This is a genomic window from Paenibacillus radicibacter, assembly GCF_024721995.1.
In the GTDB taxonomy this organism is placed as follows: Bacteria; Bacillota; Bacilli; order Paenibacillales; family NBRC-103111; genus Paenibacillus_AM; species Paenibacillus_AM radicibacter.
This window is the reverse complement of sequence record NZ_JANQBC010000007.1, coordinates 252765-266085: the sequence shown is the minus strand read 5'-3', so window position 1 is coordinate 266085 and position 13321 is coordinate 252765. Positions and strand designations below refer to the sequence as shown.

Annotated in this window: 15 protein-coding genes; 4 read left to right on the top strand and 11 right to left on the bottom strand. The window is 42.6% G+C overall.

The window, feature by feature from the left end; translation table 11 throughout:
• Positions 1 to 45 precede the first annotated feature (45 nt).
• Positions 46 to 1146 (top strand): GGDEF domain-containing protein, encoded by a 1101-nt coding sequence (locus tag NV379_RS14780; protein WP_258208084.1) that lies wholly within the window; start codon positions 46 to 48, stop codon positions 1144 to 1146.
• Positions 1147 to 1246: 100 nt separating this feature from the next.
• Here the strand turns inward: NV379_RS14780 and NV379_RS14775 are convergent, their stop codons facing one another.
• The 4 genes from NV379_RS14775 to NV379_RS14760 all read right to left on the bottom strand — a co-directional run bounded on the left by NV379_RS14775 (position 1247) and on the right by NV379_RS14760 (position 4274).
• Entirely contained in the window at positions 1247 to 1504 is a 258-nt protein-coding gene (locus NV379_RS14775; protein WP_258208083.1) for a hypothetical protein, read from the bottom strand.
• A 123-nt stretch (positions 1505 to 1627) separates the two neighbouring features.
• The gene (locus NV379_RS14770) at positions 1628 to 2611 is read right to left on the bottom strand and encodes a hypothetical protein (protein WP_258208082.1); all 984 of its coding nucleotides are present in this window, start codon (positions 2609 to 2611) and stop codon (positions 1628 to 1630) included.
• Between the two features lie 88 nt (positions 2612 to 2699).
• Positions 2700 to 3497, bottom strand: a complete 798-nt coding sequence (locus NV379_RS14765) for a Cof-type HAD-IIB family hydrolase (RefSeq protein ID WP_258208081.1) — start codon at positions 3495 to 3497, stop codon at positions 2700 to 2702.
• A gap of 30 nt (positions 3498 to 3527) precedes the next feature.
• Positions 3528 to 4274 (bottom strand): pseudouridine synthase, encoded by a 747-nt coding sequence (locus NV379_RS14760; RefSeq protein ID WP_258208080.1) that lies wholly within the window; start codon positions 4272 to 4274, stop codon positions 3528 to 3530.
• 155 nt (positions 4275 to 4429) lie between these two features.
• Here NV379_RS14760 and NV379_RS14755 point away from each other — a divergent pair, with 155 nt between their 5' ends.
• Positions 4430 to 4939 (top strand): thioredoxin family protein, encoded by a 510-nt coding sequence (locus NV379_RS14755; protein ID WP_258208079.1) that lies wholly within the window; start codon positions 4430 to 4432, stop codon positions 4937 to 4939.
• A 34-nt stretch (positions 4940 to 4973) separates the two neighbouring features.
• Here NV379_RS14755 and NV379_RS14750 read toward each other — a convergent pair whose 3' ends face one another.
• Genes NV379_RS14750 through NV379_RS14740 form a run of 3 tightly spaced genes read right to left on the bottom strand, consistent with a single transcriptional unit; the run spans position 4974 to position 7326 of the window.
• Positions 4974 to 5393, bottom strand: coding sequence for a DUF309 domain-containing protein (locus NV379_RS14750; RefSeq protein ID WP_258208078.1), 420 nt, complete (start codon positions 5391 to 5393; stop codon positions 4974 to 4976).
• A 3-nt stretch (positions 5394 to 5396) separates the two neighbouring features.
• Positions 5397 to 6203 carry a GTP pyrophosphokinase gene (locus NV379_RS14745; RefSeq protein WP_258208077.1) on the bottom strand — a complete coding sequence of 269 codons (807 nt, stop codon included), beginning with the start codon at positions 6201 to 6203 and terminating at the stop codon, positions 5397 to 5399.
• A gap of 16 nt (positions 6204 to 6219) precedes the next feature.
• A complete protein-coding gene (locus tag NV379_RS14740) occupies positions 6220 to 7326 on the bottom strand; it encodes a quinone-dependent dihydroorotate dehydrogenase (RefSeq protein WP_258208076.1) in 1107 nt (368 codons plus the stop codon).
• 150 nt (positions 7327 to 7476) lie between these two features.
• Here NV379_RS14740 and NV379_RS14735 point away from each other — a divergent pair, with 150 nt between their 5' ends.
• Positions 7477 to 7611: a hypothetical protein gene (locus NV379_RS14735; protein ID WP_258208075.1), complete on the top strand. Its 135-nt coding sequence runs from the start codon at positions 7477 to 7479 to the stop codon at positions 7609 to 7611.
• 63 nt (positions 7612 to 7674) lie between these two features.
• On the opposite strand, the gene NV379_RS14730 is transcribed toward NV379_RS14735, so the two are convergent.
• From NV379_RS14730 to NV379_RS14720, 3 genes are all read right to left on the bottom strand, one after another.
• Positions 7675 to 9096, bottom strand: coding sequence for a L,D-transpeptidase (locus NV379_RS14730; RefSeq protein WP_258208074.1), 1422 nt, complete (start codon positions 9094 to 9096; stop codon positions 7675 to 7677).
• A gap of 138 nt (positions 9097 to 9234) precedes the next feature.
• Complete coding sequence (locus tag NV379_RS14725) at positions 9235 to 9471, bottom strand: ferredoxin (protein ID WP_258208073.1); 237 nt, start codon at positions 9469 to 9471, stop codon at positions 9235 to 9237.
• 79 nt (positions 9472 to 9550) lie between these two features.
• The gene (locus NV379_RS14720; protein ID WP_258208072.1) at positions 9551 to 10843 is read right to left on the bottom strand and encodes a DNA polymerase IV; all 1293 of its coding nucleotides are present in this window, start codon (positions 10841 to 10843) and stop codon (positions 9551 to 9553) included.
• A gap of 112 nt (positions 10844 to 10955) precedes the next feature.
• Between NV379_RS14720 and cimA the strand changes: the two genes are divergently transcribed.
• The gene (cimA, locus tag NV379_RS14715) at positions 10956 to 12566 is read left to right on the top strand and encodes a citramalate synthase (protein ID WP_258208071.1); all 1611 of its coding nucleotides are present in this window, start codon (positions 10956 to 10958) and stop codon (positions 12564 to 12566) included.
• A gap of 69 nt (positions 12567 to 12635) precedes the next feature.
• Here cimA and NV379_RS14710 read toward each other — a convergent pair whose 3' ends face one another.
• Positions 12636 to 13172 (bottom strand): TlpA disulfide reductase family protein, encoded by a 537-nt coding sequence (locus NV379_RS14710; RefSeq protein WP_258208070.1) that lies wholly within the window; start codon positions 13170 to 13172, stop codon positions 12636 to 12638.
• Between the last annotated feature and the right edge of the window lie 149 nt (positions 13173 to 13321).

Sequence of the window (13321 nt, the reverse complement as noted above, 5' to 3'; positions counted from 1 at the left end):
AATATCACTCTTATTAGTAAAGATTGTAATGGAGGATTACGTCACATGCTTTATGCTTATACAGTCATTTTAGTTATTCTTGCACTTATGTTGACGATTTCACTGCGTCTGCTGCTTTCCAGACGTAAAAAAGCTTATTTTTCAATGACCGTATCGCTCACCTTCTTACTCATGAATTACGCGATCTTGTTCTTCATACATGCGAACCAAGCCATGAACCCGTTCTTGCAATACAGCTCTAACTTGCTCCAAGTCATTTCATTCATTCTCGTGAACATGGGAATATTCCAGCTTTACAATCCTACCCGAAGAAGGCAATATTTATTTTTCTACAGTCTTATTTTCTTTGCTGTAGTCATTTCACCATTGTACTTTTACATTCCAACTTTAATGGGATTTGAGTCAACACATCCATTAGCTATTCAGAACATTGGACTAGACATCTACATGTTTATTCTCATCGTCATGTGGGCGTATATGATTCCACCACTCATTGGTCAATCACGTAAATATCAACTTGCTCTTCTTCTATATTGCATTTATCACATCTCTCAATTACTGAACAGTTACATGTTTGAGTCTGAGCAGCCGTTTTTATCCATTGTAGAGCATGTGGGTTCGGTACTATTTTACTTCATTTTATTCTCCTTCTTATTTGAACGTGTCGTAGAACTGATGAATGCCATATACACTTCTTCTATTACGGATGGGTTAACGCGTGTGTACAATCGCAAATACTTTTATCAACGTCTTGCCAACTATTTAAGTCATAACATCACGGTCGCGATTATTTTCAGTGATATTGATAATTTTAAGAAGTTAAATGATACCAAAGGGCATCAATCCGGAGATGAAGCTTTGCAGCAAGTCTCACAGATTATGCAAAGTTTATGCGAAGATTACGGTATCGTGGGGCGATATGGCGGTGAGGAGATCGTGGCGATGATCACTGACCCTGCAGTTCCCGTTGGAAAATTCGCAGAGACATTCCGCAAGAGAGTTGAGGCGGAAACTTGTGTGACGGTATCTGTCGGTTATGCGGTTTATCAAATAGGTCAGACACCTGACGAGCTTATTGGAAGAGCCGATGCGGCTATGTACCAAGCGAAGACGACAGGTAAGAATAAGGTATATGCTTTTCGTTAAATAACCTCATCGATTGAAAAAGGGCTTCTCCCACAAATCTGCATCAGATTTAGTGAGAGAGCCCTTTTTTTATATGTAGTATTTTTTATATGTAACATCATTAATTTCGCCGCTGTAACAATAAATTCGAATTAATCTCTTTCATTCTGTCATTCTCATTACGCAAATCATGTTCGATCATTTCGGTTAATTGATTCATATGCTCCATGACAGAGTCAGGCAGTTCAGCTTCATCTAACGACTTCACAACATATAACAAGCATTGCAGTGTCTCATCCATCAGACTCTTTTTTCGTCCACTGAGTACAACTTCAGCTAGAAACACCAGATGTCTTAATTCTTCTTCATTTAATTTCATCCGCACTCACACCCTTCTCATTCCATTATCTAACATTTACAAAGGGTTGTGAAGAACATTTCGACAAAAAAAGCGCAAAACCGTCATTTCGGTCTGCGCTTTGATTTATTTCAATCGATGAAGTTAATGAATAGGCTCTGTCTCTAAGAACAACTCATCGATCACTTCATTGTTACAGAGCATTGTCACGTTAATATGGTCACAATCCCGCTCCTTATCAACTTCATCCATTAGCAGCTTCGCAATTTGCACCCGATCATCCACCTCATTCGTTGAGCGGAAATCGATAAAACCTGTAATTTGCTGTCTGCTCAAGTCAACAGTAGCTGAACCGATAGGCATAGCACCATATGACATATTATAGATCTCATACGTGACAGAATCGTCATCATCTCGGACCATTTCAATATGATACTCATTATGTTCCAATTCTGCATCAAGAATATCTTGTTCGGAGTAATCCAGTAAAGCCTCATGAAGAAGTTCAACCGTATCCACGATCTCTCCGTCATAGACCATATCAAGCACGAAGGAATCAATTGCTGTTTCCTCGAACTCTGCCGCAATAAGGTCAGCTGCACCTTCAATCTCATCTTCCATCGGATCAAACACCCAATCTACGGTGCCATATACAGCTTGTCCTTGAATTTCACAGAAAACATCTGCCATCACTTGGCCATCTTCATTATGAATTTCATACTCAGCTGCACCATGGGATATTGCAATTTGGACAAGTTCAAAGAACGAACAAGGTCGATCAAATTCGAGGAATTCTTCTTCATCGTCCTCTTCTACCTCATACATCTCAATTTCTTGTTCATCCGAAGTGGAGATCACTCGTTCATAAGAGCTATGCGTCACGATCACATCACATGCATCTACACCTAGTGCATCGATCAATCCTTGTACATACTCCTCAACGTGTTCCAAGACTTCTTCTTTGTCTTCATCACTTAGTGAGCCCTCTTCCAACTGAAGCGCACCAGAAATACGATCGGATTCCCGATAAACCAAGCTCAAAGTCCCGACAAACTGATCTTCCCATACAATATCACTTACTTCTCCGCCTGCTGTTCGCAGGTCAGGTCTCAGAATGAATCCAGCCATCGCTTCTCACGCCTCCTCGTAGATATGGAAAATAGGACGGAAATGTTTCACATTCCCTTCATACATTTCCCAATTCTGGCGAAGAATATCACGCGTTTAAACAATATTTCTCAAGCGCAGCAGCAACCCCATCTTCATTGTTCGATAATGTCACCGCATCTGCTGCTTGTTTCACAGCTTCTGGCGAATTATCCATCGCAATACCTAGCCCTGCAAACTCAAGCATTTCAATATCATTATAATAATTGCCGATTGCAATAATCTGCTCGCGTGGAATGTTCCATGATGCAGCTAGCGCCTCAAGTGCATTGCCCTTCGTCGCTTCCTTGTGCATGAAATCGATGAAGAAGTCACCACTACGAATCATATGAAACCGACTCGCAACCGGATGGTCACGAAGCTGTGCTTCAACCCGATCCATCACATCTGACTCTGCACTAAGTGTCATTTTGACTAATTGATCATGCGTAGTCGCATCTTCGCGAACAATCGGATCAATAAAGAACTTCGCATACATCTCACGCTCTTCCGGTCTGCAAGACTCTACGAATAAATCAAACGCAGTACTCACGTCAAAATGAATCTGATTCTCTCTACAATAATGAATAAGCGGTGTAATTTCTTCCGCTGAGAATGCAAATTCATGGATCAGTTCGCTGTTATGTGACAATACAGTCGCTGCGCCATTATGCGCAATAGCCGTGCCTTCAAACCCAATCTCTTCAAGGATAGGAAATATCGATTTCGGACTTCTGCCCGAACAAAGTACGATTTGAATACCCGCTTGATGAGCACGCTTAAGCACTTCTTTCGTGCGCTCTGTCAAAACGTGATGATCATCAATTAAAGTTCCATCTACATCTAACGCAATCAGTTTGTATGTCATCGTCTCTCTCCTCCAGCATGTTGCACGAATTTAAGCGTTCTGATGCTGCTTAAGCTCGGCTAATTCTTGTTCAGTTAACTCTCTTGTCTCTCCAAGTGGTAACGCTGGATCAATGACAAGCGGTCCCATCGAGATTCTTTTTAAGTATACGACTTTTTTTCCTACGGACTCAAACATTCGCTTTACCTGGTGAAACTTACCTTCGACAATCGTAAGCTCAATCTCCCCGTAAATCCCATCAACTTGATTGCCAGATGCAATAATCTTAAGCTCCGCAGGTAGCGTCTTATACCCATCATCTAACGTCACACCTTCAGCAAATGCTATACGGTCCGATTCACTTACATCCCCGTCAATCTTAGCATAATACGTCTTGGGCACATGTTTACGTGGAGACAGCAAGTTGTGTGCCAGCTTGCCATCATTCGTAAGCAGTAATAACCCTTCCGTATCCTTGTCCAATCGACCGACAGGAAACACATCGAACGGCTGATACTCACTTGGCAGTAAATCCACCACTGTACGATCCTTCCAATCTTCTGTCGCGGATATAACCCCTTGCGGCTTATGCATCATAAGATACACGAACTCGCGATACACGATCGTTTCCCCAGCAACAACAATACGATCTGTTTCCGGTAATACTTGCAAACCACTATCTTTTACAACTTTATCATTGACAGTTACAACACCGCTTTTGACAAGCTTCTTTAGCTCCGAACGCGTGCCATAACCAAGATGGGCTAGTACTTTATCTAATCGCTGTTTAGCAGCCATACCTGGATTCAACTCCTTTATCTATAAATCATGATCCTTCTTATGCATTCACGAAACAGTCATCTTTATCACATTTTCCCAAAAGGATAACTGCGATAAGTAGCGAATATATGTTATGATGTTCAACTATACAATGATTATCGAAGAGGTGTAAAATGAAAAAACTGCTTATCTTCTTAGGCGTCATCATCGTTTTATTCGGCGGTTTATATGTTGTCAATCAACAGTCCCAAAAAGCTAAGAACGCTGAATTTAAGGACAATATTTATGGCGTAGATCCGTCCAAGCTTCACCCAGAGACGGTTAAAATTCTTAAAGACCCGAACTACAGCCAAACCATTCTGCCTGCTGAACTAGACAAGAAAATTGCTAATAAAGAAAGCTTCTTCGTCTATTTCTATGCTTCCACTTGCGTTCACTGTAAGGCTACAACTCCTAAGCTTGCGCCAATGGAGAAAGACATGGGTGCCAATATGGTGATGATCAACTTAGAAGAATACCGTAAGGGATTCCAGCAATACAACATTGAATTCACCCCTACACTAGTTGCCTACAAAGACGGCGCGCCAGTAGATAAGATGGTTGGCGGCGTTCCTGAAAAAGATGGCGGCGAAGGCAATACCCTTGAAATGTTTAAGAAGTTTTTCGAAAAATATAAAGTATAAGATGTAGAAAATGACGAGTGAGCTGCAATCAGCCTTACTCGTCATTTGTTTTTAGAGGTGGATTAATTACCAAATCCTCTACAGCTTGCAGTAATTCAGGATGTACAATGTGTATATCAAGATCATAAGGCATAAATGGAGCAGTATCTATTCCTTCAAGCTTATGTAAGTATCTAGACGCATCTTGCACAAGTAGCTCCAGATGAATGCCCAAGATATAATCCGCATAAGGCTCAAGCTTCTCAATTGCCGCTCTAAGCAGCTTGATCGCTCCGCTTACATTTCCATTACCATGATGATACAAACCGACTGCAACCTGCAGCAGCCCTTGATAAAGGGGTTTGCGACCTTCTTCCAGCCACAATTCCTCCATCACATCATGACACTCGTAATAATCTCGGGTCTTATTAAATTCATATAGAAATCTTATTAACAACGGGTCCCAATGCTTCATCGTCTATTGTACGCGATTAGCGCTCTTTGCCTTCACCATCGCTGCCTCAACCTCTTTTGAGAGCTTGCGCATTTCCCCTTCATCATTTCCCCATAGTTCATTAAAGCGCAATTGGAACTGCACCGCTTCACGAACTCTGTGGTAATAGAACAACTCTTGAATATCATTTAGCACCTTTGTCACGACACTTGAGTCGTCTTCAAATGCAATTTGTGCAGTCACGATCTCATCGCGAATATTCGACATCTCTTGATCTAGAATGTATGCAGCTTCTGCTGCACGACTCAGACGTATACGAACATCTTCTGGCAAGACACTCCCTTTATACTTATAGCTAAGCGAATGCTCAATAGTCGCCCAGAAGTTCATTGCAAGTGTACGAATCTGTAGTTCTGCTAAGACCCGCTTCATTCCAAGTGAGGTTTGTACGGGGTATTCCACAATGACATGGAAGGAGCGATATCCACTTTCCTTCTTGTGCGTAATATAGTCTTTCTCATAGATCACTTTCATATCTTGGCGTTCACGAATCATCGCTGCAATAAGCATGATATCCTCGCCAAACTGGCACATAATTCGAATACCTGCAATATCTTCAATGCCTGTTTCCAAATCATCCATTTCGACATCTAGACGTTTTGCTTTTTCTAGAATACTAGATATTTTCTTCACGCGTCCTGTAACAAATTCGATAGGTGCATATTCTTCACGGCGTTTTAACTCCGTGCGTAGCGTCTTAAATTTAATTTTTAGTTCCTCAACTGCTTGTTCATAGGGAAAAAGAAATCTTTTCCAATCTCGTCCATCCATCGCTTTAGCCTCCGCTCTAACGAATTCCGTATACTCCTGCACCGATGGCTTGTGAAATATGGGTGTAGCCATCTTGCTTCAACAATTCTCGTAAACCTTCATTAATTTTCTTCACGACACCCGGTCCTTCATAGATGAGTGACGTATAAATCTCAACAAGACTCGCACCAGCTTTTATTTTATCATAAGCATCTTGCGCATTAAAAACACCACCGCTCCCAATGATCGGTAGTTTTCCTTCAGTTAGCTCATAAATTTTGCGAATGACTTCTGTTGATTTATGAGTAAGCGGCTTACCACTTAAACCGCCAATTTCTTGTCTGTTCGGATGCATAAGTCCATCTCGCGATATCGTCGTATTGGATGCAATAATGCCCGATACGCCCGAATCTAGAATAATCTTTGCTGTCGATTCTAATTCAGTATCACTTAGATCCGGTGCAATTTTCACCAGAATCGGCTTGCCGCGATCTCCATGCTTCGCTTGCTGGATCTGCATCTCGTCCACGACCGCTGCGAGCAAATTCGCTAATTCATTGCCATGCTGTAAGTTACGCAAGTCCGGCGTATTCGGTGATGAAATATTCACAACAAAAAAGTCCGCTTGTACATATAATCGGCGAATGCATGTGCGATAATCTTGCTCCGCATCTTCATTCGGCGTTATTTTATTTTTCCCAATATTGATAACAACGGGGATAGTACGACGCTTTGTATGGGCAATATTCGTTGATAGTTCTTCAATTCCCACGTTATTGAAACCCATTCGATTAATTAATGCCTTGTCTTGCGGCAACCGGAATGACCTTGGTTTCTCATTACCTGACTGCGGCTTCGGTGTTACAGTTCCTACTTCAATAAATCCAAACCCTAAATTCGAGAAACCTTCAACCGCATGCGCATTCTTATCAAGCCCTGCCGCGAGTCCAATAGGGTTCTTAAAAGGAATACCCCATAATTCCGTTTCCAATTCCTTATATTGAGGCACACCATAGATTGCGCTAAGCAATCCACTCATACCAGGCACTTTACCAGCGAGTCCAAGGCCCCCGATCACAACATTATGAGCTTTCTCAGGGTCCATCTTAAACAATAATTTCTTACCTACATTTTTGTACAACACGTTTGACACACAACTCCGTTCGACTAGACTCTACAAGACAGTTTATACGTTTCGCTTTGTGATTGCAAAATTTTTTTGCTGTAAAACCGCTTTCATTTTGATATAATAAGCCTATAAAAGCACATGTCACAACAGTTTAGGAGGATTGCGATGAGCAAAGCTCGTAAAGTAGCAATGAAGTCAAAACCTAAGAATGAAGTGAACAAAAAAGCGATCATCTGGGCGAGTTCCATATTCGTAGCCTTAGTTGTCATCATGGTAGTATTACTCATTATCAATCCTTAAGAGAAACGAATAACTTCTCCCTTACAACATGACAATAAGCCCCCCACTTGGAAGGGCTTATTCTTAATTTAACCACTTATATACCTTACGAGGATTTTCCTCTTTCGCCTGAGGCGGCAACTTAAACACTGGAGGTTTCGATCCAGGCTGCTCTTCTTGTCCCTTTGATCCTGCCGGCGGAGGCAGCACGTTATTGCCAATCGTCACTTTCGTCAATAAAGGCACCATATCAAACAACTCTTCAACATCTTCCTTACGCATCCGAATGCAGCCAAGCGATTCATCCTTGCCAATACTATCCGGTTTATTCGTACCATGAATGGCATACAAAGTATCGGAAAGTGTCATCCCTCTAGAGCCAAATTCACCATTCGATTTACCATTGGGGTTGCGCACTTTCTCACTAATCTCAAATGTACCTTCTGGTGTTCGATCTGCTCCAAGTCCAATCGGGTAGCTGCGAATCATAACCTCGCCCGATACAACAGCTAATCGATAATTCGTCTTATCAATAACGATTTCGAGCGGTTGCTGCAGTGGATGTTGCGACTGCATATATTGCTTTTGCTGCAGAGGTTCCTGTGTAGGATCTTGTATACCAGTGCTTGTATTTACTTGAACTTGTGCACCTTCTGCTTTCTTCGCTTGCTCAGCCTTCAGCTTCGCATCGAACAATTGCCGCATACGTGGTGTGACGCCACTAAGAACATTATTCGGATATGGTGCTGTCAACTGTTCAATTAGTTGTGGTTTCTTCCCCAACTTCTGTTCGAATGCTGTCATGGCTGAAAGTAGAACTAGCTCTTCCTCTTGCTCTTTCTGCCATTTCATAATCGACGCCCGATACGGCGTGGGATCGTCAGGTTCACAGTTACAAGCAGCAGCGTCGTAATAACGAATAATCGCTTGGCTGCTCTGCTCCGTGTTCTGGACACTTAGGAACGGCTTCGAGGCACTTTGCCAGAGCTGCCACTTCTGATCTTTACTTCGCTCTACTGCAAGCAATACACGATGTGCGGAGCCGGTCGTTCCTAGCATAAACTCAACTGCTTCCTTCATTCCTCCTGCTTGATCCAGCTTATTCATATAATAGAAAGCGATATTTGTGCTACTTATCCCTTGTTCTTGTTTTGATTTCAAACGCGCTTGCTCAGCTAGCCACGCGTTATCTTGGTCCCAGACATCCGTAGGTATAAGCAGAAGGAGTAATAATAGCAATGCAACCCCAAGTGCTCTCCAAGAGCGTTTCTTTCGCTGTGTGCTTTGCCGTGCTTCACGTACCACCTTACGCATTTGAAGAGCTGCTTGCGATGTGTCGGTCTCGTATGCTTCATATATTTCTTCCGATTTCGCGTAGCAATAGGCTGCTTTCCCCAGTTGCCCCTTCTCTGCATACTCTTTGCCTAGTAAATACCAAGCGAACTTATCCTTGGGATGCTCATGCACATATTTTTTAAAATAATGATGATTCTCTTTGTCGGTCATGCCCGCACCCCTTATCGAATGTAATCGCTCAATACCTTCTTTATCGGCATCGTAAGGAGAATTTGTAAACCTCTTAATGCATACAAAAAAACCGCTTCTCTATTAATGAAGAGAACCGGTTCTTATCGTTACTTATAATTACTTGTTAAATGGAGCGTCTGCCACTTTAATGGAATCTGTTGGACATCCATCTTGTGCATCTTGCAAATCATCATAAAGATCTTCAGAAATTTCTGTATTACCACGGTTGCAGTCGTTTTGGAAAATTACTTCTGCAAGACCTTCATCATCGTAATCATAGATATCTGGTGCTGTTGCGCCACAAGCTCCACATGCGATACATGTATCTTTTTCTACCCAAGTATACTTAGCCATCTCTATATTCCTCCTCAGAATTATCCACACTCTACAATACAATATAATACAAAATATATTAAAGTTCAAACGTAAAATATTATTCTTCCTCTGAGAGAGGACGTTGCTTTAGATGGTCCATTTGCAAGGAAGTCCCGCGAATACGGGGATTGCGGAGCAAAGTGGACGGATCGTCGCTTACCATGCCAAGTGTCACAACTGCATTCTCCCCAAATTTGTCACGAATTGCGTCCATAACTTCGGTCAATTTCTCTTTCTTCGGCAGTTCTTCATATTCGAATAAATCCAGTTGCAGTGGCTTTTCCATCTTACTGCTTAGGTTCTGTGCGGTCACTCCTAGCAAACGAATCGGATCACCGACTTTCCAATGTTTATCGAGGAGCATACAAGCATAATGATAAATATCTTGTGTAATATCTGTCGGTGCGATCGTCATGGAGCGAGTGACCGTATGCATATCGGGATCACGAATGGTAAGCTGCACGGTTTCTGTGACAAGTTTTTGACGGCGCATTCTTCTTGCAACTCCATCAGCTAAATTTAGTAATACTTTAACTGCAGCAGCTCGATCTTGAATGTTATGCGGCAGTGTTGTTGTGTGACCGATCGATTTATTCTGCTCCCGATTCGGATTGACAGGAGAATGATCAATTCCCGCAGCTGCATTCTTAAGTGCAGGACCTGTGATGCCAAAGTGACGAGATAACATCTCAATATCTGCATGCGCAAGCTCACCAATTGTTCGAATTCCGATACGCTCCAGCTTCTCAGCCGTCTTACGACCGATTCCGAAGAGCTCCACACAAGGACGTTGCCACATGACATTGGGAACATCACGCAGTCTAAGTACAGTAAGACCATTCGGTTTCTTCATATCCGAAGCCATCTTCGCTAGTAGTTTATTCGGTGCAACTCCGATCGAACACGGCAGCCCAAGTTCACTCAAGACTCGCTGCTGGATCGTTGTCGAGATTTCTAGTGGTGTACCAAACTGCTTGGAACCTGTTATATCAACATAACACTCATCTATCGAAACTGGTTCTACTAATGGAGAATATGCATATACAATTTTCATAAACGCTCTTGAATACTCCCGATACAGATCAAAGTCTGGTTGAAGTAAGATTAGCTCTGGGCAGCGCTTAAGCGCCTCTCGTACGTGCATACCTGTCTTGACTCCCTTAGCCCTTGCTGCATAAGAGGATGTGACAATAATGCCTTTACGCTGCTCTACAGAGCCTGAGACGGCTATTGCCTTTCCTTTATAACTCTCAGGTTCAACCGCTTCATGGACCGAACAATAGAAAGCATTCATATCAATATGAAGAATAACGCGGCCATTTTTCGGATAACTAGAACTGGATTTCATCATCGGGATACACCTCTTTATTTTCAGAAAAAACAACTAATTAACAGATTATTATGATATAATCACTAATTATACATTCGGCAGTTCATAGCGCAAATGAGGGGGACCGTACACGGTGAAAATAATCAGAATATTCGATACAACTCTGAGGGACGGAACTCAAGGAGAAGGCGTATCCTTGTCCGTTGAAGACAAACTTAAAATTGCCCAAAAGCTTGATGCTCTAGGTGTCCATTATATTGAAGGCGGTTGGCCTGGAAGTAATTCCAAAGACATCGAATTTTTCAATCGAATTAAAGAAATTCCACTCAAACACGCCAAAATTTCCGCATTCGGCTCTACTAGACGCAAAGCGACACTAGCTGTGGACGATGCGAATTTGAATTTGATCGTACAATCAGGTGCTCCGGTGGCTTCGATCTTCGGCAAGTCATGGGACTTCCACGTACATACTGCTATTCAAACAACGTTAGAAGAAAATCTAGCGATGATTTATGATTCGGTTTCCTTTTTAAAAAATAATGGTCTAGAAGTTCTATACTTAGGTGAACATTTCTTCGACGGATACAAGAACAATCCCGAGTATGCGCTTGAAACAATTCGCCAAGCGGAAGAAGCAGGCGCAGATTGCATTGTGTTATGTGATACGAATGGCGGCTCTTTGCCTGATGAGATATTCTCAATTGTCACCGCTGTTAAGCAAGCGATCTCTGTTCCAGTTGGCATCCACGCGCATAACGATTGTGAGCTAGGTGTTGCTAACACACTTGCTGCAGTAAAAGCAGGTGCCCAGCATGTACAAGGCACAATCAATGGTTATGGAGAGCGCTGTGGAAATGCGAATTTGTGCTCTATCATTCCGAATCTACAATTGAAATTAGGTTATTCTTGTGTGTCTGACGAGCAGCTTACAACGCTTCGCCTCACAGCTCGATTCGTTAGTGAAGTTGCGAATATGCATATGCCTGCGAATCAAGCTTATGTCGGAAGCGCTGCATTCGCACACAAAGGTGGCATTCATGTCTCCGCGATTATGAAAGCTGCATCGACCTATGAACATATCGTACCCGAGAAGGTCGGTAATAAACAACGCGTGCTCGTATCTGAACTTGCCGGTCAGAGCAATCTCGTGACAAAAGCACAAGAGATGGGCATCGATATCAGCCAATCCCAGAAAGCACGTGAAGTTATTCAACGCATCAAGGAAATGGAGCACGAAGGTTTCCAATTCGAAGGTGCTGACGCCTCTCTTGAATTGCTCTTGCGTGAAGCGATGGATGGGGTAGAGGAGACTTTCGCTATTGATTCATTCAAAATCTTGGTGGAGAAGTCAGCTGACCGCGGAGTTGTTACGGAAGCCATCGTACGCATTCGTGTAGGCGATCAGACGATCTTCACGGCCGCGGAAGGCAATGGCCCTGTTAACGCACTCGACCAAGCACTACGTAAAGCACTCGTGCAATTCTATCCAGACATTGCGAATATCCACCTAACTGACTATAAAGTACGCGTGTTTGATGAAAAAGGCGCAACTGCCGCCAAGGTACGTGTACTCATCGAATCATCGAATCTCAAACACTCTTGGAATACCGTAGGCGTATCCAGCAACGTGATTGAAGCGAGCTGGCAAGCACTTACAGACTCCATTCGTTATGCTTTAATTGGTAAGCAGATCAGTTCCAAGTATGAACCCGAACAAGAGCGATTAGGTCTCGTTAATCATTAATTCCATTATGTAAAAAAACAAGCCCATCGATCGTGACGATGGGCTTGCTTTCTGTTCAAGCACTACTATTTACTTGTCATCTAGTACAGCCTTGATCTTCTTATTTAATGAGTTATAGGTCTCCGAGTAAAATACATCTCGAATGACCCCCTTCTTATCTACAATAAAGCTTGTCGGTATCGCAATCACGCGGAACTTCTCCGAGATCTTCCCATCTTTATCGAGTAAGACAGGGAACTGGAACTGATGACGATCCACGAATGCACGTACGTTACGCATCGAATCCCCTTGTGTAATATTCACAGCATAAAGATCAAATTGCCCCTCATAGGCTTGATACAACTTCACAAGATCCGGTGCTTCTTTCTCACAAGGTCCACACCAAGAAGCCCAGAAATTAATCATTAGCGGCTTGTCCCGCTCCCCGCCAACTTTAAATTCTTCCCCTGTAAGAGAAGCGAGTGTAAACGAAGGCACCCGATAATCCGGCTTAGGCATCTCCTCGGCAGCAACACTTACTTGTTCCTGTTTTGTTTGTATATTTTGATACACGGCAATCCCCACGAGCATGATGAGGATACTGAGCACAGCAATATTTTTCTTCACACCATTAGCCCCATCTCTTGGTCAAATCTTATTCCTTCATTCCATTCATACTTATTATTATATTCTTCTTGCCAATTCAAATACAATTTGTTGCCAAATATGTTCACAGTATGTCCTCAACTGAGTTGGGAAACCTAAACGTACGAATC

Coding starts and splice junctions, on each gene's coding strand:
- NV379_RS14780 (WP_258208084.1), top strand. CDS start 46: ATGCTTTATGCTTATACAGTCATTTTAGTTATTCTTGCACTTATGTTG.
- NV379_RS14775 (WP_258208083.1), bottom strand. CDS start 1,504: ATGAAATTAAATGAAGAAGAATTAAGACATCTGGTGTTTCTAGCTGAA.
- NV379_RS14770 (WP_258208082.1), bottom strand. CDS start 2,611: ATGGCTGGATTCATTCTGAGACCTGACCTGCGAACAGCAGGCGGAGAA.
- NV379_RS14765 (WP_258208081.1), bottom strand. CDS start 3,497: ATGACATACAAACTGATTGCGTTAGATGTAGATGGAACTTTAATTGAT.
- NV379_RS14760 (WP_258208080.1), bottom strand. CDS start 4,274: ATGGCTGCTAAACAGCGATTAGATAAAGTACTAGCCCATCTTGGTTAT.
- NV379_RS14755 (WP_258208079.1), top strand. CDS start 4,430: ATGAAAAAACTGCTTATCTTCTTAGGCGTCATCATCGTTTTATTCGGC.
- NV379_RS14750 (WP_258208078.1), bottom strand. CDS start 5,393: ATGAAGCATTGGGACCCGTTGTTAATAAGATTTCTATATGAATTTAAT.
- NV379_RS14745 (WP_258208077.1), bottom strand. CDS start 6,203: ATGGATGGACGAGATTGGAAAAGATTTCTTTTTCCCTATGAACAAGCA.
- NV379_RS14735 (WP_258208075.1), top strand. CDS start 7,477: ATGAGCAAAGCTCGTAAAGTAGCAATGAAGTCAAAACCTAAGAATGAA.
- NV379_RS14730 (WP_258208074.1), bottom strand. CDS start 9,096: ATGACCGACAAAGAGAATCATCATTATTTTAAAAAATATGTGCATGAG.
- NV379_RS14725 (WP_258208073.1), bottom strand. CDS start 9,471: ATGGCTAAGTATACTTGGGTAGAAAAAGATACATGTATCGCATGTGGA.
- NV379_RS14720 (WP_258208072.1), bottom strand. CDS start 10,843: ATGATGAAATCCAGTTCTAGTTATCCGAAAAATGGCCGCGTTATTCTT.